Raw genomic sequence first — 24,817 nt, 5'->3', positions numbered from 1 at the left:
CTTCAACGGGTTTTGGGGAACAAGCCTTGCGGGCGGACGACCAGCATCAGCAGGAAAGCGATATGGCCGCACCAGACGCCCCAGCCGGGGTCGAGCCGGAACCCGATGCCCTGGGTGACACCCAGCACCAGCCCGCCCGCGAACGTGCCCCAGAACGAGCCCATGCCGCCGATGATCACGGCCTCGAAGGCGAACAGCAGCAGGGCCGGGCCGTCGGTGGGCGAGAACGTGGTGCGCATGCCCTGCAGGGTGCCGGCCAGCGCGATCAGCACGAAGGCGATGCCGGTGGCCAGCGCATACACGTGGCGCGCGTCGAGTCCCATCAACTGGGCCACGTCGCGGTCGTCCGAGGTGGCGCGGAAGGCGCGGCCCAGCGCCGTGTGCTTGAACAGCCACTGCATGGTGGCCGCGCACAGCACGGCGACGGCGAACACGGCCAGCGGCAGCACGCCCGCCACCAGTCCCCCGCCCAGTTGCACGCTGCCGGTGGCAAGCGCGCCGGTGTCGATGGCGCGCGGGTCGGCGCTGAACAGCTCCGTCAGCAGGTTCTGGATCACGACCGAGATGCCGAAGGTGACCACCAGCGAAGGCAGCGGGTCCTTGCCCACAGTGCCGTTCAGCACCAGGCGCTGCAGGCCGTAGCCAGCGCCGAAGGCCAGCGGCGGCAGCAGCGCCAGCGCCAGCCAGGGCAGCGGCATGGCGTGCGCGCCGGCCACCGACAGCAGGCCCAGGGCGGCGAACGAGGCCAGCACGGTCAGGTCGCCGTGGGCCGTATTGGTCAGGCGCATGACGCCGAACATCAGCGACTGCCCCATCGCGAACAAGGCGTACAGGCCGCCCACCAGGACGCCCTGCAACAGGGTGTCGATCCAGTTCATCATGTGCGCTGCTCCTTGGCGATGCCGAAATAAGCCTGTGAAATCTGTTCATGCGTGATGTCGGCCGAGGCGCCCGACAGCGACACCCTGCCCTCCTGCAGGCAGTACAGCCGGTGCGACACGCGGCGCGCCGTGGCGACGTCCTGCTCGACGAGGATGACGCTCATGCCGGCGGCCGTCAGGGCCGGCATGGCGTCGTAGATCTCGCGCACCACCACCGGCGCCAGGCCCAGCGAGATTTCGTCGCAGATCAGCAGCGCCGGATTGCTCATCAGCGCGCGGCCGATGGCGACCATCTGCTGCTGTCCGCCCGACAGTTCGGTGCCGGGATGGGCGCGCCGCTCGCGCAGCACGGGAAACAGGCGGTACACCCGTTCCAGGTCCCACGGCCCGGATCGCCGGCTGTAGGCGCCGATCAGCAGGTTCTCCTGCACCGACAGGCTGGGGAACAAACGCCGCCCCTCCGGCACCATGGCGATCCCGCGCCGCACGATCTGGCCCGGCGCCATGCCGCCGATATCCTCGCCGTTGAAGCGCACGGCCGACGGCGGCGCGGCCAGCATGCCGGTGATGGTCTTGAGCAGGCTCGATTTGCCGGCGCCGTTGGCGCCGATGATGGCCACCGTTTCGCCCGCGTGCAGCGCGGCGTCGATGCCGAACAGCGCCTGGAAGTCGCCGTAGCGCGCTTCCAGCGCCCGTGTTTCCAGCAATGGTGTCATGCCGCCGCTCCCATGTACACGCGCCGCACCTGCGGGTCGTCCATCACCGCTTGCGGCGCCCCCTCGGCCAGGCGCGCACCGAAATTGATGACCAGCAGGCGGTCGGCCACCGCCAGCAGCGCGTGCACCACGTGCTCGATCCAAATCATGGCCACCCCGCGCGCCTTGATGGCCGCGATCTCGGCCACCAGCTGGTGCGCCTCGTGCTCGGTCAGGCCGCCGGCGATCTCGTCGAGCAGCAGCAGGCGCGGCCCGGTCGACAGCGCCCGCGCCAGCTCCAGGCGCTTGCGGTCGAGCAGCGTGAGGCCGCCCGCCAGCCGGTTGGCGCGCGCCAGCAAGCCCGTTTGCGTGAGCACGTCGACGCAGACCGGGTAAGCCTGCTGCTCCGACAGCCCGCCGCCGAAGGTGGCGGCGGCCAGGCAGTTCTCGAACACCGTCATGGCGCCGAACGGCTGCGGCACCTGGTAGGAACGGCCGATGCCCATGCGGCAGCGCCGGTGGGCCGGCAGGCCCAGGATGTCGTGCCCGGCGTAGCGCACCCGGCCCCGGTCGGCCCTGACGTCGCCCGAAATCAGGTTGAACAGGGTGGTCTTGCCGGCCCCGTTCGGCCCCAGGATGCCCAGCGTCTCGCCGGCACCGACGCAAAAGCTGATGTCGTCGGTCACCGTCAGCGCGCCGTAGCGCTTGCTGACCCCTTCCACTGCCAACAGGGTTTCCATGGTCGTGTCCATCGCCTCACTCCATCAGCTTGATGGCGCCGCCGGTCTTGACGGACGGCGCGCCCTGGTTGTCGACGATGACCAGCTCGTACTTGAACTTCTTGCCCTTGACCCACTGGCCCAGCACCAGCGGCGTCTTCGACACGTTCTTGAACGGGCCGCGCCCGCCCCACTTCACGGGGCCGACGATGCTGTCCATGCTGGTGGCGGCGATGGCCGCGCGCAGCGCGTCGCGGTCGGTGCTGTGGGCGCGCCGCAGGGCGTCCAGCGCCACCTCGAACAATGCGTGCGAAAAGCCCAGCGGCTGGGTCCACTGCTTGCCGGTCTGGGCCTCGTAGGCGTCGCACAGCTCGGCCGCCCGCGCCCCCGTCAGCGAGGATTTGAACGGATGGGACGGCGACCACCACACTTCGGCGCTCAAGCCCGCGCCCAGCTCCCCCAGCGCCTCGACCGCGCCCGGGAACAGCAGTGCCTTGCCCAGCGTGACCACCTTGGGCCGGAACCCCTGCTGGCGCGCCTGGGTGAGGAAGGTCTTGGCGTCCGGCGGGATCATGACGCCGGTGACGATGTTGACGTCGGCCTTCTTGAACGCGGCGATCTGGGCCGAGAAATCCTGGTTCATATTCTGGTAGCGCCCGGGATCGGTCAGCTTGTAGCCCAGTTCATCGAGCGTGCGGGGGAAGCCGAGGAACTTGTCGCCCCAGGCGTTGCCGTCGCCGTCGTTGGGGAACAGGCCGCCCACGCGCTTGTTGGTGGCCACCTTGGCCCAGCCATGGGTGAAGCTGGCGATCACGTCTTCCAGGCCCCAGAACATATGATAGGTCCACTTGAAGCCGGCTTGCGGATTGCCGTTGCGGCCGAAGAACCAGGGCTGCCACGGCACCACCGTCGAGATGCACGGCACCTCGTTCAGTTCGCACGCGTCGGACACGGGATTGGCCGTCTCCGGCGTGGACGACACCAGCATCAGGTCGACCTTGTCCTTCAGGATCAAGTCGTTGGCCACCTCGCCCGCCCGATTGGGGCTGGACTGGCTGTCCTTGAGAATGACGCGTACCGGCACCAGCTTGCCGCCGATGTCGACGCCGGCCTTGAACTTGTCGTGCAGGCTGGCGATGACCCATTTATCGGCCTCGCCAAAGGCGGCCAGCGGGCCCGTTTGCGGCGAGACGTAGCCGATGCGGATTTCCTTGGACTGGGCCAGCGCGGGGGTGATGCCGATGGCGCCCAGCGCCAGGCCGACGGCGGTGCCGCCGAGCAGGCGGCGGCGCGCGAGTTGTACTGTTTTCATGATGACTCCGGAAGATGGGTGGGGAACGGTACGGCGCTCACAGCGCAATGGTGGCCTTGAGCCAGAGCGCACTGCCTGCGGCCCGGTTGCGCACGCCCAGCTCCTTCTGGTACTTGAGCGTGACGAAGAAGCCCTTGCCCGTGTCGTACTTGAGCGCCGGGCCGATGGCATAGGCGCGCCCGCGGTTGTCGGCCACGGCCAGGCCGTGGCGGCGGTCGTCGGTGGTCTGCGCGTAGGCATAGCCGCCCACGCCCACCACCCAGTTGTTGCCCAGCCCGTAGCCGAGCGAGTAATCGGCGTGCAGTTCCTGGCCCGAGCGGTAGCCGGTGTCCTTGTTGCGCAGGTTGAAGTCGTACATCAGCTTGACGTCCCAGTTCAGGCCGGCCGGGTCGATGCGGGTCACCGTGTACACCGGCTCGATGGCCCAGTAGTGGCGGCCCAGGTTGGCCAGCGCGTCCTGGCTGTAGCTGCCCGACGGGGTCAGGATGTCGAGCGCCAGCACGCTGTGCAGCTGGGCACTGTGGTGGTAGCCCAGCGCCAGCGCGGTGACGATGATGTCGCCCACGCCCTGCTTTTTCTGGCGCGCGCCGTTGACGGCCACGTCCAGGTCCACCAGCGGCACGATCATGGCCTGCGCCACCTGGCCGCCGAACAGCGTGGCGTCATGCACCCAGATCAGGCGCGGCGCCAGCACGTTGGCCGTCACATTGAAGTCGAGCGGAATGGTGTCGCCGCGCCGGTCCTTCAGTTCGTCGGCGCGGTAGCGGTTGGCGAACAGGATGGTGTACACGCCGGCCGGCGGCATGGCGGCCGACATATAACTTTCCGCCCCCATCGGGTAGGTCGAGCCGCCCCCTTCGGTCGCGTGCGCGCCCAGCATGGTCAGGCAGGCGGCGGCGCACAGGGCGCGCCGGGTCGTGGCGGTAGTCTTTGCTTTCATGATGGTCTCCTTTGTGGTTCTTATGTGATGACTGCAACTGCGCTATTGCGGTTCATTGGCTGGCAATGGGCCGCCTGTGGGTTGCCTGGTGGTTGGTGGCGTTCTCCTCAGGTTGGGGCGGCGGCGGCCGGATCGCGGCCGTGCCAGGCGTCGTCCAGCAGCGCGCGGATGGCGGCGCGGGTCACCGGACGCGGATTCCAGTAGGCATTCGATGCGGCGATGTCGGCGCAGGCGTCGAGGTCCTGCTCGCGCATGCCCAGTTCGCGCAGCGTGAGCGGCGCACCCAGCGCGCGGGCCAGCGCCAGCATGCCCTGGGCCGCGTCGCTGGCGCCAAGGGCGGCGGCGATGCGGGCCGCCACTTCGGGCACGGCGCTGGCGTTGTAGGCCAGCACGTGCGGCAGGATCACGGTATGGGTCTCGGCATGCGGCAGGTTGTAGCTGCCGCCCAGCGTGTGGCACAACTTGTGGTGCAGGGCCATGCCGACGCTGCCCAGTACCGCGCCGCACAGCCAGGCGCCGTACAGGCAGTCGGCGCGGGCGGCCACGTCGTGCGGTGCGGCCAGCACCCGCGGCAGGCCGCGCGCCAGCGCCGCGATGCCGGCCAGCGCCAGCTGGTCCATGATCGGGTTGCGGTCCTGGGCGTACAGCCCCTCCACCGCGTGGGCCATGGCGTTGATGCCGCTGGTGACGGACAGCGCCGGCGGCAGGGTCAGGCTCAGTTCCGGATCGTAGATGACGGTCTTGGGCAGCACGCGGGCATGGCGCCCCGTTTTCTTGACGCCCCCTTCCGTGATGCCGTACACGGGCGTCATTTCGCTGCCCGCATAGGTGGTGGGGATGGCCAGGATGGGCAGTTCGGATACCAGCGCGATGGCCTTGCCCAGCCCCGTGGTGGAGCCGCCGCCGACGGCGATGGCGCAGTCGGCGCCGAGTTCGCACGCCAGGGTGCGCGCGGCGCGCGCCGTCTCCATCGGTACGTGCATGACGGCGCCGTCGTAGATGCCGGCGCAGCGCTCACCGATCAGCGCGGCCACCCGCTCGGCCAGCGGACGCTGCTCGCGCGTACACAGCACCAGCGCCCGGCGCGCGCCCAGCTGATCGATTTCACGCCCCACGTGCTGCAGGCTGCCGGCGCCGAACACGACTCGGGGAAAGGCGGCTGAAAAGATGAAGTTGTCCATGGTGCCCGTCCTCAGCGCGGATAATGGGGCGCGACGTTGGCGTCCACGTTGATCCAGACCGATTTGGGCTGGGTGTACTCGCGCATCACCTCGAAGCCCATCTCGCGTCCGTAGCCGGACTGGCCGACGCCGCCGAACGGCGAACCGGGGCTGACGCGCTTGTAGCAATTGATCCAGACCATGCCCGACACCATCTCGCGCGCCACCTTGTGCGCGCGCTGCAGGTCGCGCGTCCACAGGCCGCCGCCCAGGCCATATTGCGTGCCGTTGGCGATCACCAGCGCCTGTTCATCGCGCTCGAAGGTGGTGACGGTGACGAAGGGGCCGAACACTTCTTCCTGGCTGACGCGGTCGCGGACGTCGGCCCGCACGATGGTCGGCTCCACGTAGAAGCCCGCCGCCAGGGCCGGGTCGGCCGGCGCCCGGCCGCCCAACAGCACCTGGCCGCCGTCCGCGCGCGCCACGTCGCAGTAGGACAGCACGCGGTCGCGGTGCTGCTGCGACGTCAGCGGCCCCATCTCGGTGGCGAGGTCGAGCGGATCGCCCAGCTTGATGGAACCGGCCAGGCGCGTGAATTTTTCCAGGAACTCGTCGGCGATGGCCGCATGCAGCACCAGGCGCGAACCGGCGATGCAGGCCTGGCCCTGGTTATGGAAGATGCCGAAGGCGGCGCCATTGACGGCCGCGTCCACGTTGGCGTCGCCGAACACGATGTTGGCGCCCTTGCCGCCCAGCTCCAGCTGGATCTTCTTGAGGTTGCCGGCCGACGCTTGCACGATGCGGCGACCGGTCTGGGTGGAGCCGGTGAAGGCGATCTTGGCCACGCCCTCGTGTTCGGCCAGGTATTGGCCGGCCACGTGGCCCAGGCCGGGCACGATGTTGACGACGCCGGGCGGGAAGCCCACTTCGGCCATCAGCTCGGCGATGCGCAGCGTCGACAGCGGGGTCAGCTCGGCCGGCTTCATCACCACGCAGTTGCCAGCCGCCAGTGCCGGCCCCATTTTCCAGCTGGTGAACATGAGGGGGAAGTTCCACGGCACCACCTGGGCCACCACGCCCAGCGGCTCGCGCAGCACATAGTTCAGGAAGCCCGCCTCCACCGGCACCACGCTGCCTTCCACCTTGTCGGCCATGCCGCCGAAATAACGGAAGGTGGCGGCCGTGCGCGGCACGTCCAGGCCGCGGGTGTCGCGCAGCGGGTGGCCCGTGTCCAGCGATTCCAGGCGTGCCAGCTGGTCCGCGTTGGCTTCGATGGCGTCGGCCAGCTTGAGCAGCAGGCGGCCCCGCTCCATGGCCGGCAGCCGCGACCAGGCCGGAAAGGCGCGGGCGGCGGCGGCCACCGCCTTGTCGATGTCGGCCTTGCCGGCCATGGCGACGTGGGCGATCACCGAGTTGTCGTGCGGGTTCAGGCTGGCCAGGGTGGCGCCGTCCTCGGCCTCGACAAAGCGGCCATCGATGAATAGTTTGGTTTGCATAGCTTCTCCGCTGACAGATGGAACGGGCGAGCAGGTCCGCTGGATGGGCCGGGGCCCATCCACTGCGGTACTGCGCCGGATACGAGTTTGGGGGGGTTAGAAAGTCACTGGGTAGACCGGCGACTTGCCGGCCAGGATGTCATGCACCACCTTGGGCGAGCCGTTCTCCCACACCAGCAGCATGGAGCGCTTGGGCGAATAGCCCTGGTGGCGGCAGTTGGCCGGCATGGCGGCCATGTCGCCGGCCTTCATCACGATGCGCGCCAGCGGTTCGGCGGTGAGCTTGTCGCCGCAGTCCCAGGTGATTTCGTCGCTCATCTGGAAGAACCACTCGACGCGGTCGTTGCCGTGGATGATGGGCAGCTTGTGCTCTTCCGTGGTGGGGCACATGTAGCTGTGCTTGACGACCGACGTGAACGAGGGATTCCACACCACGTCCGAGCGCGACAGGTAGGCGAACAGGTTGAAGGCGTGCACTTCGTCCTCGAAGCCCGGCTCGGGGTGCAGCTCCGGCGCGTCCTGCGCCACGTCGGCGAAGGCGCGGTTGACCGGATAGCCACCGGCATCGGTGCGCATGGCCAGGTCGTCGCGCAGGCCCACGCAGCGCGCGGCCAGCTGCCGCAGGCGGCGCACGGCGCCCGTGTTGTCGCCGTGCTTGCGGCCGTAAGGGCTGCCCGTTTCGAGCGGCGCGGCGTAGGGATCGAAGCCGTCGTTGGTCCAGTTTTCCAGCATGGCCACGAACGTCTGGCGCACCTGCTCGGACGGGAAGTTCTGCAGCAGGTCGGCGCCGGCCGTCTTGTAGCTGGCGTTGTAGCTGCCGGCGAACACGTCGACCGTGTTGTAATGGTTGGTGGTGCCGAACACGCTGTCGAAATTGACCCAGCCGTAGAAGAAGCCCCAGCCCACGTCGCGCATGAGCGCGCGCAGGAAGTCGCCGGCATCGAGCGTGTGCGAGAGCTGCTTGCCCTTCGCCGTGACCCAGCGGATGTGGACAAAGTATTCGTCGCGTTCGAATGAAAAGTCGCCAAGGGTGTAGGCCTGGTAGCCGAGGACCGGGTGCGCGGCGCTGGCCAGCACGTCGAATTGGGTAGCTGCGTTCATCTTTATCTCTCCTTCGGTTCGGTACTCAGGCGGCCTGGCAGATGTCTGCCCATTTTTCGACCGACAACTCGCCCAGGCAGGTCTGCAGGATCAGCACGGCGGGCGCAGCGGCCTTGAAGCAGTAAGCGGTGTTGGCGGGCAGCAGCGCCTGGTGGCCGCGCCGCACGCGCATCCAGCCCATGGGCCGGCCTTGCGGCTCACCTTCCACCAGCACGGCGCCGTTCTTGTCCTGGTCGGCGATCCGGGCGGCCGGGTCCAGCTTGACCAGCATGATGTCCACTTCCCTGTCCATGCACAGCACGAACTCGTCGTGGGCGCAGGCATACCAGGGCGAACGGCCCTCGGCGCGGATGGTTTCCAGCACGTAGATCTGGTTGATGCCGAAAACGACTTTTTCGTAAGGCCGCGCCTTGCTCGCGATTTCGAAACAATTGGAAAAGGCGTAATGCCTGGCGTCGTCGTTGATTACCTGGACGCCGCCCTTCTCATAGCTGTCCAGCGAACCGAACCTGGTGGTGTACTGTGTCATGTTGTCTCCTGTTGGCGGAATGGCGACCGTTGCGTGTCGTCCTGCCTTGCAGTCTAGGGAACAATGACGGCTGCGAGTAGTCCACGGCACACGACTGGAGCGTTCTGGATTTCCAAACAATGACTGCCAGTGGCGGCGTGACGTGCCCGGGTGCGTATCAGCGCAGCGGCGGCAGCAGGCCGCGCTCGGTCAGGGCCCGGTCCCAGGGCGGCTCGCCGGAGAAGCTGGCCAGCAGGCTTTCGATAAACAGGCGCAGCTTGACTTCGCCCCGGTGCGACCGGGCATAGACGACGGAAAACGGAAATGAGGACAGGCTCCAGTCGTCCAGCACGATCCGCAGCTGGCCGGCCAGGATGGCGTCGGACGCCACCAGCGTCGGCAGGCAGGCGATGCCCGCGTGTTCGCACGCGTATTCCTTCAGCAGGTGCACGCTGTTCGAGCGCAGCGCCGGCTTCAGGTCAAGCGATACCTGCTCGCCGGGACGGTCGAAGATCCAGCGGTCGCGGGTCGGATAGCCGGAATACAGGCCCAGCGTGTGGTCGTACAGTTCGCGCGGATTGCCCGGCGCGCCGTGGCGTCGCAGATAGTCGGGCGAGGCGCAGAACACGCGCCGCACGGTAAACACTTCGCGTCCGATCAGCTCGTCGGAACTGGGCTCGAAGATCTGCAAGGCGCAATCGACGCCGGCCTTGACCGGGTCGACCACGGCGTCGTTGACGATCAGGTCGAGCAGGATGCCGGGATACTGGGCCTGGAACTCGCGCAGGTAGACGCCCATGCGGCCCAGCACGAAACCCGGCAAGGCGTGGATCCGCAGCCGCCCCGCCACCGCGCCCGTGTGGCCGCGCATCTGGCCGACCAGCTGGTCGGTGCGGGTGACCAGCTCCGCGCATTCGTGCACGAAGGCTTGCCCTATTTCGGACAGCTGGACATTGCGGGTGTTGCGGTGAAAGAGCGGTGAGCCGACGAATTGCTCGAGCTGCTGGACGCGGGTGGTAATGACGGATTTGGACAGCCGCATGCGACGGGCAGTCTCGGCAAAGCTTTGGGTTTCGGCGACGCTGACGAATGCTTCAATTGCAAGATAGATGTCCATCGCACGATGATAGCATCAGCCTGCGGTGGTCATGCCAGGCGCCGCCCCGCTTTTTTCCAGTACGCGCCGGGGCGCGGTCCCGGTGCCGCCGCGTTCCACGCCGGGCCAACGGATCGCACTGTGCGCGGCAAAAAAAAACCCGCCAACAGAGGGCGGGTTAAATCCAATTCTTGGAAGAGTTGGAGGAGACAGGTGAATTATGCTGCATTGCAAGATATTCCGCCAATCATCATTTGTAATAAGATGTATCATCGGGACGAATAACCGCGCCCCACGGGGCAGGCTAAACCCGCCCCGCTCCTGCCAAGGGTAACGGGGCAAAATGAGGTCTGCCAGACGGCGGCCAATTTGCAGCTGCACGTGTGGTGGCATGTGGAACTGGCGTCTATACAGGATTGCATCACGGTTTGCACCGATGATGTGCTGGAGGCTGTGGTTTCCATGGTTGTGCTCCCGTTCGAGTGATCACTGAGGCTGTATTGTCGTCAATCTATCCCCTGACGGCATGCCGGTATGTACGCCAGCCCCCACTTGCGCGGCGGTCTGCGCGTCCGACTTCCATCCCATCAATACTTCGGGGCGGTAGTTAAGTTCTATTTGACAGGAAAGTCATGTTAGTCTAACTTGACAGCAATAGATTTTCACTCGGCAACATCCATCTTTTCACAGTCAGACAGCGGCCGGGCACTGACCACCACGCAGAGAGAGGAGCGACGTTCATGAAAGCGCCATCCAAATTACTCGCCGATCCCAACTACGACCCAAACCGGTTGCTCGATACCGTGCTGGCAACGCTCGATTTAAGGACCGATGTGGCCTTGTCGCGCGTGCTGGGCGTGGCGCCGCCCCAACTGAGCAAGGTGCGGCATCGGCGCCTGCCGGTGCCGGCCGAGCTCGTGATTCTGATCCATGACGCGACCAGGCTGAGCATCGCTGAAATCAGGACGCTGATGGGTGTTCCGGCACCGTAGCTTTAGCCGGGCGCCGGCCTGGCGCGATTTTGCACAGGCAACAACAGGCGCTACTTTAGACGGGGCTTGCCCCAAGGAGGCTTTATGGCCCAACTGACAGCGATCTGCGGTCATGATCCCGGCGACGCGGCGATCTGCCGCTCGGCCATCGCGCTGGCCCATGCATTGCAGTCGCCCGTGGTGGGTGCAGGGGTGGGAACGGCGGGCCAGCTGAGCTGTCTGCACCGGCATCATTGCGATCAGTTACAGGGCTATTGCTTCAGCCGGCCATTGCCGGCCCCGGAATATGTGGACGCGCCGGTGCGCCAGCATGCCTCCCGGTTGCCGGACGCGCAGCTGGCACAGCGCAGGACGCTGCTGATGGTCGATGATGAACCCAATGTACTGGCCGCGCTGCAGCGCTCGTTCCGGCGCGAGGGCTTCAGGGTGTTGACGGCCGCCAGCGCTGCGCAGGGCTTGGCATTGTTGGCCGAGCATCCGGTACAGGTCGTTCTGTCGGACGAGCGTATGCCGGCCATGAGCGGCACGGAGTTTCTGTCGCGGGTGCGGGTACTCTACCCCGATACGATACGTATCATTTTGTCGGGGCATGCGGATTTCGCTACCGTGGTCGACGCGGTCAGTCGCGGGACGCTGTTTAAATTCCTGCACAAGCCGTGGCAGGACGATGCCTTGCGTGAGCTGATACGCGAGGCGTTTGTCTATCATGAGTTGCGGGCCGCGCCCGATTCGTCCGGGGTGCTTTAGGACGGGGCAGGCTTCCCGTCATTTGTTGTCGTGATTTTGAATTGCGCGGGGGTATTTGGGGTGTTGGGGGGAGACGACGTGGAAATTTGCTCCTCCCCCTGCCTACCCCACCGACCAAACGGCCGTCAGGCCCCCGGTACGCTCACGCTTCAAATAGCGAAATCAAACCTGGCTGGCCGCCATCTCTACCCGCATAGCAACAATGGCACCGCGCGAGCAGGCGATCGCATACTTCAAGGACAATGAGCGCAGGACGAGGTGACGGCGGTGGGGGAGTCAAGCGCTGCATTGCGGTGCCGGCCAGGCCATCAGCTACAAGTTCCGCAAGTTGAAGCAGCGAGAACTGCGCGCCCGTCCTGAAAACGCGCAGGGCCCGGCCTTTGATTTGCACGCCTGCCACAACGAAGTACTATCTCACGGCTCGGTTTCACTCGGCGTATTCGATGCGGCAGTCAATCGCGGAATCGCCGCACAAAGGAAAGTTAAGCACGCCCGCCGCCAAGCGCACTAGCCGCGTGACTTGTCCGGCGCGTCCAAGTAGAAAATGGCGTAGATCTTGGCGCCGGTCTTTTCGGTCGGCTTGTCGATCTGGATTTGCGCACAGTCCTCGGCCACCAGGCTACGCCAGTTGGCGACGCCGGCATTGGCGAAGACGGAATTAACCTTGCATGCCAGGCTCATGTCGAGCGCCAGGCGAGCGTTGCGCTGCTCCGGCTTAGTGTAATTGACGCCGCGTATCTCAATACCGAAAGCGCTCAACCACGGCTCCCACAGGCCCAGCTCCACACCTTGCACGATGCGGTCAAGCATGGCATCCAGCGACAAGCCTTTTTTGACGACGGCACGCAGTAACTGCAGCGACGGCGCCGTGCGCGCGTCGGTGCTTTGCTTTCCCGCGCCACTTTCGGCGATGGATTTCAACTCCTTTGAAAAGGCAGCGTCGCGCTCGGTGTAGTCGCGCATCCGGTTGTAGAACTCGGCGTTCAGGAAGGGATTGAGCACCCGCCCAATGGGCGCCTCGGCTGACTGTTTGGCAGGAGGCTGTTTTTTGTTGGTCATGGCTTAGCTTTTGAATGTAAGGGCGAAGTGTAACATCACCGCATCACCGGGGTCAGATCTGACTTTCTCACCCGTCACCGGGGTCACGTCACCGGGGTCAGATCTGACTTTCGCACGTCACCGGGGTCAGATCTGACTTTCGGACACAGCCTCATCCGTCCTCCACTTTGACCGTAACCGCAGCGCGTTCCATTGCCGCCACTGCCCGGCTTACCGTTTTTGTAGACACCGCAAAGTATGCCGCAATCTGCCCCATCGAATACGATGTCGATTTATAAGCTTCAGCCATTGCCATTTCACGCGGCGCAAATTTCACCGCATATTCATCGAGCGACATCGTCAGCGCGCGCCGCTGCTCCCTCGCAATCTCTCGGGACATCAGGTCGTCCGCTACCTTTCGATGCTGCGCGATGAAACCCTCATCGCCGAGTAGACATTGGAAACAAACCTTCTTTAATGGACTCTCCAGTCCCATTCCCTCTGCCACAAATTCTTGATAAGCCAGCCGCGCCTTCACCCGATCCGAGCCAAAACAAGCGAGCAGCCACTCGACCGCCAGCCAAGGCGGAGCGGGGTCGTCGCCCATCATGAATTGATAACTGCTCCACTCCCAATCGCCGGGCCTGCTGACGATACCTGCCCGAACGGGATTCAATACGATGTAGCGCGCCAACTCGCGCAGGTATCCCTCTTTTTGCACTAGGACGGCCTTGTACCGCCCTTGCATGACGTGGCCAAGCAAACCGTGTTGTCGATTGTAAAACTGCGAATACGCGCTGTTTAGTTGCCGCATGCCCTGGCCGAGATTTCCCTCCGGCGTTTCGATGAGCAGATGGAAATGATTCGTCATCTGGCAATACGCGTGCACCACAAAATGGAACCGTCGACAGGTCCGCTCTAATTCAAGCAACCAAGCGAGACGGTCGGGCCGTTGTCGATAGATGCTCTCACGTCGGTTGCCGCGGCACGTGACGTGATAGAGAGCTCCCGGAAATTCGATTCTGAGCGGTCGGACCATGCCCGCAATTTAGCAGGCCTCATTTCGCGCGACACTGACTAGTCTCAGTGATATGGCCAATCGGCGCCGTTCTTTCCGAGACCCGTTTCAGCGCGAATTCGCATCGGAGCGCGTACCTTCAATGCAGACGCTACAGCCGACTTCGTGTCCAAAAGTCAGATCTGGCCCCGGTGGCTCGCCATGAGGCGCGCCCCCCTTAATCCGCAAACGAACCAAGCGTGGCCTTTGCCTTCCGCACGGCGGCTGGTGGGATCGCGCAGCGACTGATCGGGTCGTTCAGTCACTACAGCCGAGGTCGTGTCCGAATGTCAGACTTGACCCCGGGACCCGGGGACCCCGGGACCCCGGCGACCTTGGCGGCTTGGGAGCTTTTCGGCTTGGGAGCTTTGCGGTAACGCACACGCCGCGCGCCCTCGGCGCGCGAGGCTGGCCCACAGGGCCAGCAGTCGGGCGATTCGGAGAGCCTTCGCCCCCGCTAGGGGGCTCCGTCTTCGAATTCCACCGTCTCCGTCCGGCACAAAGCAAAAAGCCTCCCGCAGGGGAGGCTTTTTGCTTTGTTCTGGCGGAGACGGTGGGATTCGAACCCACGATACAGGTATAAGCCGTATGCATCCTTAGCAGGGATGTGCCTTCGGCCACTCGGCCACGTCTCCTAGTCGATCTCTCAACTATGTCTTTCTAACCAAACTGCGCTAGAGCAGACGACCGCCATAGTATAGGCCAAGACTTGTTTGGTCAAGGTTACCGGCGATTTTTTTTCGAAATATTTACTCTTTTTCCAGCTCGAACGCTTTGTGCAGCGCGCGCACCGCCAGCTCCATGTATTTCTCGTCGATCAGGACGGAAATCTTGATCTCGGAGGTGGAGATCATCATGATGTTGATGCCTTCTTCGGCCAGCGTACGGAACATCTGCGATGCTACGCCGACGTGGCTGCGCATGCCCACTCCAACCACGGAGATCTTCGATACCTTGGCGTCGCCCGTGAAGCTCGATGCACCCAGCTCGTCCTTGCAGGCGTTGAGCACGTCCATCGCCTTGGCGTAGTCGTTGCGCGAGACCGTGAAGGTGAAGTCGGTCTTGCCATCCACCGACTGGTTCTGGATGATCATGTCCACTTCGATGTTGGCTGCGGCCACCGGACCCAGGATGTGGTACGCCACGCCCGGACGGTCTGGCACGCCCAACACGGTGATTTTGGCTTCGTCACGGTTGAATGCGATGCCGGAGATGACTGCTTGTTCCATGTGTGTATCTTCCTCAAACGAAATCAGGGTGCCCGAGTTGGCTTCTACTTCCAGGTCCAGCATCGGGTCGGTCAGCGACGACAGCACGCGCGTGGGGACGCGGTAGTTGCCGGCAAATTCCACCGAACGGGTCTGCAGGACTTTCGAGCCCAGCGAGGCCAGTTCCAGCATCTCTTCGAACGTGATCGCTTTCAGGCGACGCGCTTCCGAGACCACGCGCGGGTCGGTGGTGTAGACGCCGTCCACGTCCGTGAAGATCAGGCATTCGGAGGCCTTCATGGCGGCGGCAATGGCCACGGCCGAAGTGTCCGAGCCGCCACGGCCCAGGGTCGAGATGTTGCCGTGCTCGTCCACACCCTGGAAGCCGGTGATGATGACGATCTTGCCGGCGTCGAGGTCGCGCCGCACTTTTTCGTCGTCGATGGACTGGATGCGGGCCTTGGTGAAAGCGGAATCGGTTTTAATCGCCACTTGCCAGCCGGCGTACGACACGGCTTGCTTGCCGATCGCCAGCAGCGCCATCGACAGCAGGCCGACCGACACTTGCTCGCCGGTGGAGGCAATCATGTCGAGCTCGCGTGGGTCGGGCTGGGCCTGGATTTCCTTCGCCAGCGAGATCAGGCGGTTGGTTTCGCCCGACATTGCCGACGGCACCACGACGATCTGGTGTCCAGCGTCATGCCACTTGGCAACGCGACGCGCGACGTTCTTGATACGGTCCGTCGAACCCATCGACGTACCGCCGTATTTGTGCACGATTAAAGCCATAACAGTGAGTTTTCCGCTCAAATAGGAGTAAATGGAGCCCTTTACTGTACATGCCGCACTGCAAAATAACAAGTCAAAAAAGGCATAAAGTCATACTGTATCGGTATATCTACATGTCAAATTGCGCGGGTGAAAGCTTGTCTATACAGACTCCCAGCGCAAGCTGATGTGCGGCCCTGCTCCGCTGTCCAGGTGGTGGCAATCCATGCCGATGCCGGCCGCGTACAGCAGGTCGGCGCCCGTGCGCACGACAGGCAGGCGGGTGCGTTCCCAGGCCGGAATATTGCAGGCCTGGTAGTGGTATTTCAAGGGGCGGGTGGAACGGTTGGGCGCCAGCTTGAGGCGCTCGCCGCCGCGGCGGAACTCGATCACCAGCGCCTGGCTGCGCAGCCAGTCGGGCGCGAAGCCGGTGTCGGCCACGTCGAAGTGAAGCACGCCGCCATAGGCCGGGAACGCCAGCGACGCTTCGCCCTGCCACACGAAGTCCTGGCCCGGACTCTGGTCGAACCGGTCTTCGCGGGTGCCGGGCAAGTCGGCCAGCTTGGGCGTCAGGTACAGGCGGTCGCGGTGGCGCCGCACGTGGCAGTCGGGATGGGTGACGAGCAGCTGGGCGTCGTAGCGCGCCTCCAGCAGCTGGGTCAGCATCTCGGACAGCCAGGCCGTGCTGGGCATGCGCAGCTGGCGCGTGCCGAACCAGTGGCGCAGCAGGTTGTAGCTGCGATCCAGGCTCAACTGGCGCAACTGGCCGATGTCGAGGCAGTCGCCGTCCAGGCAGGCGGCCAGGTCTTGCTGGGCGATTTCCGTCAGCAGGCGCTGGGCCGATTGGGCGTGCGCGGCGCTGCGGGCGAAGCGCTGCTGGAAACCGGGGAAGGCTAGTGCCAGGGCCGGCATCACCTGGTGACGCAGCGCGTTGCGGGCGAAGCGGGGATCCGTGTTCGATTCATCGTCCACGTAGGGGATGGCGTGTTCGGCCACGTAGGCGGCCAGTTGCTCGCGCGAAGCCGACAGCAGCGGACGGGCCATCACCAGCGCATCGTGGTCCAGCAGGCCGGGCGCGGCGTTGGCCGCATCCATGCCCGACAGGCCGGCCGGACCGGAGCCGCGCAGCAGCTGCAGCAGCACCGTCTCGGCCTGGTCGTCCAGGTGGTGGGCCGTCAGCAGTAACTGGACGTCGTGCTCACGGCACAGGCCGCCCAGGGCGGCGTAACGGCTCTTGCGGGCCGCCGCTTCCGTGCCGGTGCCGGCGCGCGGGTCCAGCTGCACGCGGCGCGCCGCGAACGGCACGCCCAGCGCGGCGCAAGCCTGCTCGCAGTGGGCCAGCCAGGCGTCGGCATTAGGGCTCAGCCCGTGGTGCACGTGAAAGGCATGCAGCGCGCTGCCATGTTCGCGCGCGTAGGCGTGAGCCAGGTGCAGCAACGCGGACGAATCGAGTCCGCCGCTAAGGGCGATGGCCATGCGGGCCGTGACGCCCTGCCCCATCGCGGCCAGCGTCCCGGCGAATGCCGACGCCAGCGTAGGGATTTGTTGCTTCGTCAATTGCTACTCCAAAATTCCAAGACAGAAAAACTGGGACGAAAAAAATGGGGACGTACCCCATTTTCGCCAAAAGAACGAAAAAGAGACGCAACACGAGTTCCGGCGTCTTCCGGAAAAATGTGTTACGTCCCCATTTCCGCTCAAAAAATGGGGTACGTCCCCATTTTTTGTAGCACCCGCAATCTTAAAAAAAATGGGGTACGTCCCCATTTTTTTGTGGCTTATTCCTGCGGGGTGGTTTCCTTGAACTTGCCGTAGCTCATCAGCTTTTCGTGGCGCGCTTCCAGCAGGTCCTTGGTCTTCATGCCGTGGAACTGGCGCAGCGAATCGGCCAGCGCGCGCTTGAGCAAGGTCGCCATCTGCTTGGGGTCGCGGTGGGCGCCGCCCAGCGGTTCGGTGACGATCTTGTCGATCAGGCCCATCGCCTTCAGGCGGTGCGCCGTCAGGCCCAGCGCTTCGGCCGCGTCGGCGGCGCGCTCGGAGGTCTTCCACAGGATGGAGGCGCAGCCTTCCGGCGAAATCACGGAGTAGGTCGAGTATTGCAGCATCAGCACGGCGTCGCCCACGGCGATCGCCAGCGCGCCGCCCGAGCCGCCTTCGCCGATGATGGTGGCGATCAGCGGCACTTTCAGTTCCGCCATCACGTACAGGTTATGGCCGATCGCTTCCGACTGGCCGCGCTCTTCGGCGTCGATGCCGGGGAAGGCGCCCGGGGTGTCGACGAAGGTGAACACGGGAATGCCGAATTTTTCAGCCAGCTTCATCAGGCGCATGGCCTTGCGGTAGCCTTCCGGCTTGGGCATGCCGAAGTTGCGCATGGCGCGCTCTTTGGTGTCGCGCCCCTTCTGGTGGCCGATCACCATGCACGCCTGGCCGTTGAAGCGGGCCAGGCCGCCCACCACCGACAGGTCGTCGGCGTAGCTGCGGTCGCCGTGCAGTTCATGGAAGTCGGTGAAGATTTCGTTCACGTAGTCCATGGTGTAGGGGCGCTGCGGATGGCGCGCGATCTGCGCGACCTGCCAGGGGGTCAGCTTGGCATAGATGTCCTTGGTCAGCTGCTGGCTCTTCTTGGCCAGGCGGTCGATCTCTTCGGAGATGTCGACGGCCGAATCGTCTTGCACGAAGCGCAGCTCTTCGATCTTGGAATCGAGTTCCGCGATCGGTTGCTCAAAATTGAGGAAAGTCGTTTTAGTCATTGTACCTCCGTGTTTATGCTCGACCGGGCGGGCAGAAAAATGCCTCGCTCAGCGATTAGAGTCATTATTCTACAGGAACCGGGTCCAGACTACGCCATAAGTACCAGGTGGCGACCGTGCGCCAGGGGTCCCAATTGGCCGAAACCTCGCGCGCATCGCTGCGCGAGACGGGTTCGCCGGAAAAATAATTGACGCTGATGCCCTGGATCAGGCCAGCGTCGTCGAGTGGCAAGACGTTGGGGCGCAGCAGGTTAAAGATCAGGAACATCTCCGCCGTCCAGCGCGTGATGCCGCGGATCTGCACCAGTTCGGCGATCACCGCTTCGTCGTCCATCTGGTCCCACTGGCTGGCGTGCACGCGGCGCGCCTTGAAGTGGTCGGCCAGGTCGAGGATGTATTCGGTCTTGCGCTTGGACAGACCGCAGCCGGCCAGCTGCTCGGCGCCGGCCTTGAGCACCTGGGCCGGGGTGCACTTGGGACAGGCCAGCAGCAGCTTGCGCCAGGCCGTGTCGGCCGCCTTGGTGCTCACTTGCTGTCCCACGATGGAACGGGCCAGGGTGGTGAACGGGTCGTCATGGCCGACCAGGTGCAGGTCGCCAAATTGCGGGATCAGCTTCTTCATGATGCGGTCCCGCTTCATCAGCTCGATCTTGGCGTCTTCCCAGTACGGCGGCACGGCCGCCGCCGCGGCTGCGCCGCCCACGTTCATCTCCTTGGCGGAAACCATTATGCGCGGCGCCAGTTGGTGCTGCCGTCAGGCTTGTCTTCGAGGATGATGCCGGCCGCCAGCAGCTCGGCGCGAATCTGGTCCGATTCGGCGAAGTTGCGGGCCTGCTTGGCGGCCTTGCGGCGCGCGATGGCGTCGTCAATGGCCGCTTCGTCCAGCCCCTCCGCCGGGCCCACGCTGGCCTGGCGGAACTGCTGCGGCGTGCGCTCGAGCAGGCCGATCACGCCGGCCAGGCCCTTGAGCTGGCGCGCCAGCACGGGCGACTTGGACTTGTTCAGTTCCGTCACCAGGTCGAACAGCGCGGCCACGGCCAGCGGCGTGTTGAAGTCGTCGTCCATCGCGTCGGCGAAGCGGCGGGCATGTTCCTCGTTCCAGTCCAGCGGCAAGCCGTCGCCGTCCACGCCGTCGAGCGCCGTGTACAGGCGCGTGAGGGCGCCGCGGGCGTCGTCCAGGTGGGCGTCCGAGTAGTTGAGCGGGCTGCGGTAGTGGGCGCGCAGGATGAAGAAGCGCACCACTTCCGCGTCGTATTTTTTCAGCACGTCGCGAATGGTGAAGAAGTTGCCCAGCGATTTGGACATCTTTTCGTTATCGACCCGCACGAAACCGTTGTGGATCCAGTAGTTGACCATGGTGTGGCCGAACGCACCCTCGGACTGGGCGATCTCGTTCTCATGGTGCGGGAACTGCAGGTCGGCGCCGCCGCCGTGGATGTCGAACTGTTCGCCCAGCAGCGCGCACGACATGGCCGAGCACTCGATGTGCCAGCCGGGACGGCCCTTGCCCCACTTGGAATCCCACTTGACCTCTTCCGGTTCCGATTCCTTGGACGACTTCCACAGCACGAAGTCGAGCGGATCGCGCTTGCCCGTGTTGACGTCCACCCGCTCGCCGGCGCGCAGGTCGTCGAGCGACTTGCCCGACAGCCGGCCATATTGGGGGAAGTTGCGCACGGCGTAGTTGACGTCGCCGTCGGCGCCCTGGTAGGCCAGGTCCTTGCGCTCGAGCTGTTCGATCAGGGCCAGCATCTGCGGCACGTACTGGGTCGCGCGCGGCACCTGGGTGGGCGGCAGGATGCCCAGCGCCGTCGTGTCCTCGTCCATGTAGCGGGTGAAGCGGGCCGTCAGCTGGGAAATCGATTCGCCGTTCTCGACGGCGCGCTTGATGATCTTGTCGTCGATGTCGGTGATGTTGCGCACATAGTTGACGTCGTAGCCGCTGGCGCGCAGCCAGCGGTAGATCACGTCGAACGCCATCATCATGCGGGCGTGGCCGATGTGGCAGTAATCGTAGATGGTCATGCCGCAGACATACATGCCCACTTTGCCGGCCACCATGGGCACGAAGGTCTGCTTGTCACGCGCCAGCGTGTTGTAAATCTTTAAATTGCTCATCGGGCTCTTGCAGTTGTGCAGCACCGGCCAGTCAGGCAATACGACGCCGTGGCGCGCGCACTGGGGAGTGCGGCGCCGGCACGCGTCTTGTCGCCTTGGAAACTGACGGGTCCTCGTTATTGTTCTTTTTTCCAACCTTGTCGGGTTAGAATGGAACGTCGTCGTCAAGTATAGCATTGATAAAATCCCGGCTGGCCCGATATACCTGAGGTTTTTTGCAGCCCCCTGCGAATATTCAAGTTCTTTACTTTTTAGCACATCCTTACTGACCAGGAACCCAACATGCATGCAACACTGCAACGCCGCCTGCCCGGCCGTATGTCCGTCTATGCCAAATTCATGAGCCTGTTCGCGGGCGTCGCCCTGTCCGGCGCCGTGCTGGCGGCCGACGCCACGCCGCAAGTGTCGATGAAGACCAGCATGGGCGAGATCGTCGTCCAGCTGGACCACGACAAGGCCCCCAAGACGGTCGACAACTTCCTGCAATACGTGAAAAGCGGCCACTACAAGGGCACCATCTTCCACCGCGTGATCGACGGCTTCATGATCCAGGGCGGCGGCTTCGACGCCAAGCTCAAGCAAAAACCGACGAAAAAACCGGTGCAGAACGAGGCCAACAACGGCCTCACCAACGCCCCCTACACCATCGCCATGGCCCGCACGGCCGACCCGCACTCGGCCACGGCCCAGTTCTTCATCAACGTGGCCGACAACGACGCCCTGAACTACCCGGGCCGCGACGGCTTCGGCTACACCGTGTTCGGCAAGGTGGTCAAGGGCCAGGAAGTGGTCGACAAGATCAAGGGCGTGCTGGTGGACGACAAGGGCATGTTCCAGAATGTGCCCGTGGTGCCGGTGGTGATCACCTCGGCCACGATTTTGAAGACCCCAGTGCAGCCAAAACTGTAAAATAGCGGTTTGGCCCCGGCCAGACGCACGGCGCGCGCCGGCACAGTACTTATAACAACTCACCACATGGATTTATTATGACGACCGTAATCATCACCACCAACATGGGCAAGATCACCGCCGAACTGGACGCTGAAAAAGCACCGAAGACGGTTGAGAACTTCCTGGCCTACATGAACGCCGGCCATTACAACAACACCATCTTCCACCGCGTGATCGACGGTTTCATGATCCAGGGCGGCGGTTTCGAGCCAGGCATGAAGCAAAAGCCGGCCGACACCACGGTGGAAAACGAAGCCAAGAACGGCCTGAAGAACGAGCCCTACACCCTGGCCATGGCCCGTACCTCGGCCCCGCACTCGGCTTCGGCCCAGTTCTTCATCAACGTCAAGAACAACAGCTTCCTGGACTACCCAGGCCAGGACGGCTGGGGCTACGCCGTGTTCGGCAAGGTCACCGACGGCATGGACGTGGTGGACGCGATCCGCAAGGTCAAGACCACCCGCAGCGGCATGTTCGCCGACGTGCCGGCGGAAGACGTGATCATCGAGAAAGTGGAAGCGGCCGCCTAAGCGGCGTTTGAACCAGGGCCGCCGCTGCCGCAGCGGCTGCCTTCCCCGGAACGGAAACATGGGCGCCCCCGCCGTCGTTTCCGGCCCGCGGACAGCCGGGGCGCCAGCGGCGCCCCGGCTACATTCCGGAATCCTGCAATGCCTACACCGCGCCCGCTAGCGTTATTCATCTCCGACCTGCACCTGCAAGCGTCCCACCCGCACACCACCGACGCCTTCCTGGCCTTCCTGGAGCAGCATGCGCGCCACGCGCAGCAACTGTACCTGCTGGGCGACCTGTTCGAATACTGGGCCGGCGACGACGACCTGTCCGATCCCTATCACCAGCGCATCATCGCCGCGCTGCGCCGCGTGGCCGATGCCGGCGTGGCCGTGTACTGGATCGCCGGCAACCGCGACTTCCTGGTCGGCGCCGGCTTCGCGCAGGCGGCCGGACTGACCCTGCTGCCGGAAATCCACGTGACCGACATCGGCGGCCAGCGCGTGGTGCTGCTGCACGGCGACGCCCAATGCACCGGCGACGCCAAGTACATGGAGTTCCGCGCCATGGTGCGCCAGCCCGAATGGCAGCAGCAGTTCGTGGCCATGCCGCTGGCCCAGCGCAAGGCCATCATCGCCGGCATGCGCGAGCATAGCCGCAAGGACCAGGGCAGCAAGTCCTATGAGATCATGGACGTGGCGCCGCAAGCCATCGCCGCCGTCTTCGCCGACACCGGCGCGCGCATCATGATCCACGGCCACACTCACCGCCCTGCCCTGCACACGGTGGGCGACACGCGCCGCTACGTGCTGCCGGACTGGGAGCCGGACGCCAGCCCGCCGCGCGGCGGCTGGATCGCGATCGACGCGCAAGGCGCCGTCACCCGCCACAACCTCGATGGCACGCCGGCCGCCTGACTGCCCGACGGGAATGAACGATTTGATATCGGCGTGACTTTCCCCTGAGCGCTGCTTATAATCGGTAGCATATGCCTACCGTCCCGAATTACGCGCGCCCCGCCATGCTGGCAGCGTTATTGCTGCTGGGTGGAAGCGTCGCAGCGTGGGCCACGCCCATCATCACCGTGAGCTGGCGCGACAAGCCGCCTTACCACTACCTGGACAACGGCATCCCCAAGGGCTTTTTGCTGGAGCGTACGCAGGCCATCTTCGCCGCAGCCGGCATCGCCACCCGCCTCGCGCCCGAACCGCAGAAACGGATCTGGGCCAATTTCAGCCACGGCGCCACCAACTACTGCTCGTTCAGCTGGTATCGCCTGCCGGAGCGGGAGGCGCTGGGACAATACACGCTGCCCATTTCCATCGACCCGCCGCACAGCGTGCTGGTGTCGGCGACCGGACTGGCGCGCGTAAAAAGCCATGCCACGCTGGCCTCGCTGCTGGCGGACCAGGAGCTGACGCTGGGCGTGGTCGACGGCGTATCGTATGGCCCGGAACTGGACGCCATGATTAGCCATAGCGCCAACCAGATCATGCGCCGCACGGTCGATACCACGTCCATGATGCGCATGCTGGGTGTTGGCCGGGCTTCCTTCATGCTGGTCGACCGGGAGGATTGGGAATACGTCCACCGCCACGAGCCCATGCTGCAATCGACCACGCGGCTGGACTTTCCCGACATGCCGCCCGGCCTGAAACGCTACATCGTCTGCAGCCGCGACGTGGCGCCCCAGGTGATGGACAAGATCAACCAGGCCATCACCGCCACCGGCGGCGCCGTGCGCAGCGAGCATGGGGCCGAGGACGGCAAGAAGGCGCGCCAGCAGCCATAACGGCGCCGTTCAAACGCCGCCGAATTCACGCCGGTAGCGGCTGGGCGTGGTGCCCAGCACCTTGCCGAAATGCTGGCGTAGCGACAGCGCCGAACCGAACCCGGCCAGCTCCGCCACCCGCTCCACCGGATGATCACTCGTCTCCAGCAATTGCCGCGCCAATGCCAGTCGCTGCGCCAGCAGCCATTGCACCACCGTGGTTCCCGTCACCTGCCGGAAGCGGCGCGTGAAGCTCCGGCGGCTCATCAACACGCGTGCGGCCAACGTATCGAGGTCATGCTGCCGGTGCAGATGACGCCCCAGCCAGTCCAGCAGCGCCAGGAAGCGCTCGCCGCCCGCCGCGTCGGCCATTGGACGCTCCACATACTGGGCCTGGCCACCCTGACGGTGGGGCGGCACCACCATGCAGCGCGCCACATGGCTGGCCACAGCGCTGCCGCACAGGGTGCGCAGCAGGTGCAGGCAGCAATCGATGCCGGCGGCCGTGCCGGCCGAAGTCACCACGTCGCCGTCGTCCACATACAGCACGTCCGGTTGCACGCGCACGCGCGGGTAGCGGCGCGCCAGTTCGTCCGCGCCCTGCCAGTGCGTGGTGGCGGGACGCTCGTTCAGCAGGCCGGCCGCCGCCAGCACAAAAGCCCCCAGGCATAACCCCACCACGCGCGCACCACGCGCATGGGCCGCACGCAAGGCCCGCAGCAGCGCCGGTGGCGGCGCGTCGTCCGGCGCCGTCCAGCTGGGGACGATCACCGTATCGGCCCTGGCCAGCGCCGCCAGACCGTGACGGACCTGGATGTCGAAACCGGCGCTGGTGCGCAACAGGCCGCGGTGCTGGGCGCACACCTGCAAGACGATGCGTGGCGAGCCGCCCTCGTTGCAGTCGGCGCAGAAGACATTGCACGGCACGGACAGGTGGAATGGGCTGATGCCGTCAAATGCCAGTACGGCGATGGTATGGGGCTGCATGACGCTCCC

Annotated in this window: 25 protein-coding genes and 1 tRNA gene; 7 read left to right on the top strand and 19 right to left on the bottom strand. The window is 64.9% G+C overall.

Features of this window, described 5'->3' with window-relative positions; translation table 11 throughout:
- Positions 1 to 2: 2 nt before the first annotated feature.
- The 10 genes from AC3WOS_RS16275 to AC3WOS_RS16230 all read right to left on the bottom strand — a co-directional run bounded on the left by AC3WOS_RS16275 (position 3) and on the right by AC3WOS_RS16230 (position 9,929).
- Positions 3 to 881, bottom strand: coding sequence for a branched-chain amino acid ABC transporter permease (locus AC3WOS_RS16275; RefSeq protein ID WP_492717065.1), 879 nt, complete (start codon positions 879 to 881; stop codon positions 3 to 5).
- A complete protein-coding gene (locus tag AC3WOS_RS16270; protein WP_492717064.1) occupies positions 878 to 1,597 on the bottom strand; it encodes an ABC transporter ATP-binding protein in 720 nt (239 codons plus the stop codon). The genes AC3WOS_RS16275 and AC3WOS_RS16270 overlap by 4 nt, the downstream gene beginning before the upstream one ends.
- Positions 1,594 to 2,316 carry an ABC transporter ATP-binding protein gene (locus AC3WOS_RS16265; protein WP_492717063.1) on the bottom strand — a complete coding sequence of 241 codons (723 nt, stop codon included), beginning with the start codon at positions 2,314 to 2,316 and terminating at the stop codon, positions 1,594 to 1,596. The genes AC3WOS_RS16270 and AC3WOS_RS16265 overlap by 4 nt, the downstream gene beginning before the upstream one ends.
- A gap of 16 nt (positions 2,317 to 2,332) precedes the next feature.
- Positions 2,333 to 3,607 carry an ABC transporter substrate-binding protein gene (locus AC3WOS_RS16260; RefSeq protein ID WP_492717062.1) on the bottom strand — a complete coding sequence of 425 codons (1,275 nt, stop codon included), beginning with the start codon at positions 3,605 to 3,607 and terminating at the stop codon, positions 2,333 to 2,335.
- A gap of 37 nt (positions 3,608 to 3,644) precedes the next feature.
- Positions 3,645 to 4,547, bottom strand: coding sequence for a SphA family protein (locus AC3WOS_RS16255; RefSeq protein WP_492717061.1), 903 nt, complete (start codon positions 4,545 to 4,547; stop codon positions 3,645 to 3,647).
- Positions 4,548 to 4,654: 107 nt separating this feature from the next.
- Positions 4,655 to 5,728, bottom strand: a complete 1,074-nt coding sequence (locus AC3WOS_RS16250; protein ID WP_492717060.1) for a maleylacetate reductase — start codon at positions 5,726 to 5,728, stop codon at positions 4,655 to 4,657.
- 11 nt (positions 5,729 to 5,739) lie between these two features.
- Positions 5,740 to 7,203 (bottom strand): aldehyde dehydrogenase family protein, encoded by a 1,464-nt coding sequence (locus AC3WOS_RS16245; protein ID WP_492717059.1) that lies wholly within the window; start codon positions 7,201 to 7,203, stop codon positions 5,740 to 5,742.
- Positions 7,204 to 7,299: 96 nt separating this feature from the next.
- Positions 7,300 to 8,304 (bottom strand): hydroxyquinol 1,2-dioxygenase, encoded by a 1,005-nt coding sequence (locus AC3WOS_RS16240; protein ID WP_492717058.1) that lies wholly within the window; start codon positions 8,302 to 8,304, stop codon positions 7,300 to 7,302.
- Between the two features lie 25 nt (positions 8,305 to 8,329).
- Entirely contained in the window at positions 8,330 to 8,833 is a 504-nt protein-coding gene (locus tag AC3WOS_RS16235) for a cupin domain-containing protein (protein ID WP_492717057.1), read from the bottom strand.
- A gap of 157 nt (positions 8,834 to 8,990) precedes the next feature.
- On the bottom strand, positions 8,991 to 9,929 hold the full coding sequence (locus AC3WOS_RS16230; protein WP_492717056.1) for a LysR family transcriptional regulator: 939 nt from the start codon (positions 9,927 to 9,929) through the stop codon (positions 8,991 to 8,993).
- A gap of 719 nt (positions 9,930 to 10,648) precedes the next feature.
- On the opposite strand from AC3WOS_RS16230, the gene AC3WOS_RS16225 reads away from it, so the two are divergent.
- From AC3WOS_RS16225 to AC3WOS_RS16215, 3 genes are all read left to right on the top strand, one after another.
- Positions 10,649 to 10,900 (top strand): hypothetical protein, encoded by a 252-nt coding sequence (locus AC3WOS_RS16225; protein WP_492717055.1) that lies wholly within the window; start codon positions 10,649 to 10,651, stop codon positions 10,898 to 10,900.
- Positions 10,901 to 10,984: 84 nt separating this feature from the next.
- The gene (locus tag AC3WOS_RS16220; RefSeq protein ID WP_492717054.1) at positions 10,985 to 11,647 is read left to right on the top strand and encodes a response regulator; all 663 of its coding nucleotides are present in this window, start codon (positions 10,985 to 10,987) and stop codon (positions 11,645 to 11,647) included.
- Positions 11,648 to 11,930: 283 nt separating this feature from the next.
- Positions 11,931 to 12,158: a DUF885 family protein gene (locus AC3WOS_RS16215; RefSeq protein WP_492717106.1), complete on the top strand. Its 228-nt coding sequence runs from the start codon at positions 11,931 to 11,933 to the stop codon at positions 12,156 to 12,158.
- On the opposite strand, the gene AC3WOS_RS16210 is transcribed toward AC3WOS_RS16215, so the two are convergent.
- The 8 genes from AC3WOS_RS16210 to cysS all read right to left on the bottom strand — a co-directional run bounded on the left by AC3WOS_RS16210 (position 12,155) and on the right by cysS (position 20,589).
- Positions 12,155 to 12,706, bottom strand: a complete 552-nt coding sequence (locus tag AC3WOS_RS16210; protein ID WP_492717053.1) for a hypothetical protein — start codon at positions 12,704 to 12,706, stop codon at positions 12,155 to 12,157. The two genes, AC3WOS_RS16215 and AC3WOS_RS16210, sit on opposite strands and share 4 nt — an antisense overlap.
- A gap of 151 nt (positions 12,707 to 12,857) precedes the next feature.
- Positions 12,858 to 13,724 (bottom strand): transposase, encoded by an 867-nt coding sequence (locus AC3WOS_RS16205; protein WP_492717052.1) that lies wholly within the window; start codon positions 13,722 to 13,724, stop codon positions 12,858 to 12,860.
- 560 nt (positions 13,725 to 14,284) lie between these two features.
- Positions 14,285 to 14,377, bottom strand: a tRNA-Ser gene (locus AC3WOS_RS16200).
- A 114-nt stretch (positions 14,378 to 14,491) separates the two neighbouring features.
- Complete coding sequence (locus AC3WOS_RS16195; RefSeq protein WP_492717051.1) at positions 14,492 to 15,739, bottom strand: aspartate kinase; 1,248 nt, start codon at positions 15,737 to 15,739, stop codon at positions 14,492 to 14,494.
- A 141-nt stretch (positions 15,740 to 15,880) separates the two neighbouring features.
- Complete coding sequence (gene tilS / locus AC3WOS_RS16190) at positions 15,881 to 17,275, bottom strand: tRNA lysidine(34) synthetase TilS (RefSeq protein ID WP_492717050.1); 1,395 nt, start codon at positions 17,273 to 17,275, stop codon at positions 15,881 to 15,883.
- A 221-nt stretch (positions 17,276 to 17,496) separates the two neighbouring features.
- Positions 17,497 to 18,471: an acetyl-CoA carboxylase carboxyltransferase subunit alpha gene (locus AC3WOS_RS16185; RefSeq protein ID WP_492717049.1), complete on the bottom strand. Its 975-nt coding sequence runs from the start codon at positions 18,469 to 18,471 to the stop codon at positions 17,497 to 17,499.
- Between the two features lie 64 nt (positions 18,472 to 18,535).
- Positions 18,536 to 19,198, bottom strand: coding sequence for a DNA-3-methyladenine glycosylase family protein (locus AC3WOS_RS16180; protein ID WP_492717048.1), 663 nt, complete (start codon positions 19,196 to 19,198; stop codon positions 18,536 to 18,538).
- On the bottom strand, positions 19,198 to 20,589 hold the full coding sequence (cysS, locus tag AC3WOS_RS16175) for a cysteine--tRNA ligase (RefSeq protein WP_492717047.1): 1,392 nt from the start codon (positions 20,587 to 20,589) through the stop codon (positions 19,198 to 19,200). Before cysS ends, AC3WOS_RS16180 begins: the two co-directional genes overlap by 1 nt.
- Positions 20,590 to 20,871: 282 nt before the next feature.
- On the opposite strand from cysS, the gene AC3WOS_RS16170 reads away from it, so the two are divergent.
- From AC3WOS_RS16170 to AC3WOS_RS16155, 4 genes are all read left to right on the top strand, one after another.
- Entirely contained in the window at positions 20,872 to 21,498 is a 627-nt protein-coding gene (locus AC3WOS_RS16170; protein ID WP_492717046.1) for a peptidylprolyl isomerase, read from the top strand.
- A 77-nt stretch (positions 21,499 to 21,575) separates the two neighbouring features.
- Positions 21,576 to 22,070 carry a peptidylprolyl isomerase gene (locus AC3WOS_RS16165; protein WP_492717045.1) on the top strand — a complete coding sequence of 165 codons (495 nt, stop codon included), beginning with the start codon at positions 21,576 to 21,578 and terminating at the stop codon, positions 22,068 to 22,070.
- 138 nt (positions 22,071 to 22,208) lie between these two features.
- The gene (locus tag AC3WOS_RS16160; protein WP_492717044.1) at positions 22,209 to 22,967 is read left to right on the top strand and encodes a UDP-2,3-diacylglucosamine diphosphatase; all 759 of its coding nucleotides are present in this window, start codon (positions 22,209 to 22,211) and stop codon (positions 22,965 to 22,967) included.
- A 71-nt stretch (positions 22,968 to 23,038) separates the two neighbouring features.
- Positions 23,039 to 23,842 (top strand): hypothetical protein, encoded by an 804-nt coding sequence (locus AC3WOS_RS16155; RefSeq protein WP_492717043.1) that lies wholly within the window; start codon positions 23,039 to 23,041, stop codon positions 23,840 to 23,842.
- A gap of 9 nt (positions 23,843 to 23,851) precedes the next feature.
- Here the strand turns inward: AC3WOS_RS16155 and AC3WOS_RS16150 are convergent, their stop codons facing one another.
- Positions 23,852 to 24,808: a helix-turn-helix domain-containing protein gene (locus tag AC3WOS_RS16150; RefSeq protein ID WP_492717042.1), complete on the bottom strand. Its 957-nt coding sequence runs from the start codon at positions 24,806 to 24,808 to the stop codon at positions 23,852 to 23,854.
- Positions 24,809 to 24,817: the final 9 nt, after the last annotated feature.

The organism is Rugamonas sp. FW305-51, assembly GCF_058786935.1.
Note: the sequence above shows the minus strand (reverse complement) of the source record. Positions and strands in the feature narration are given on the sequence as shown.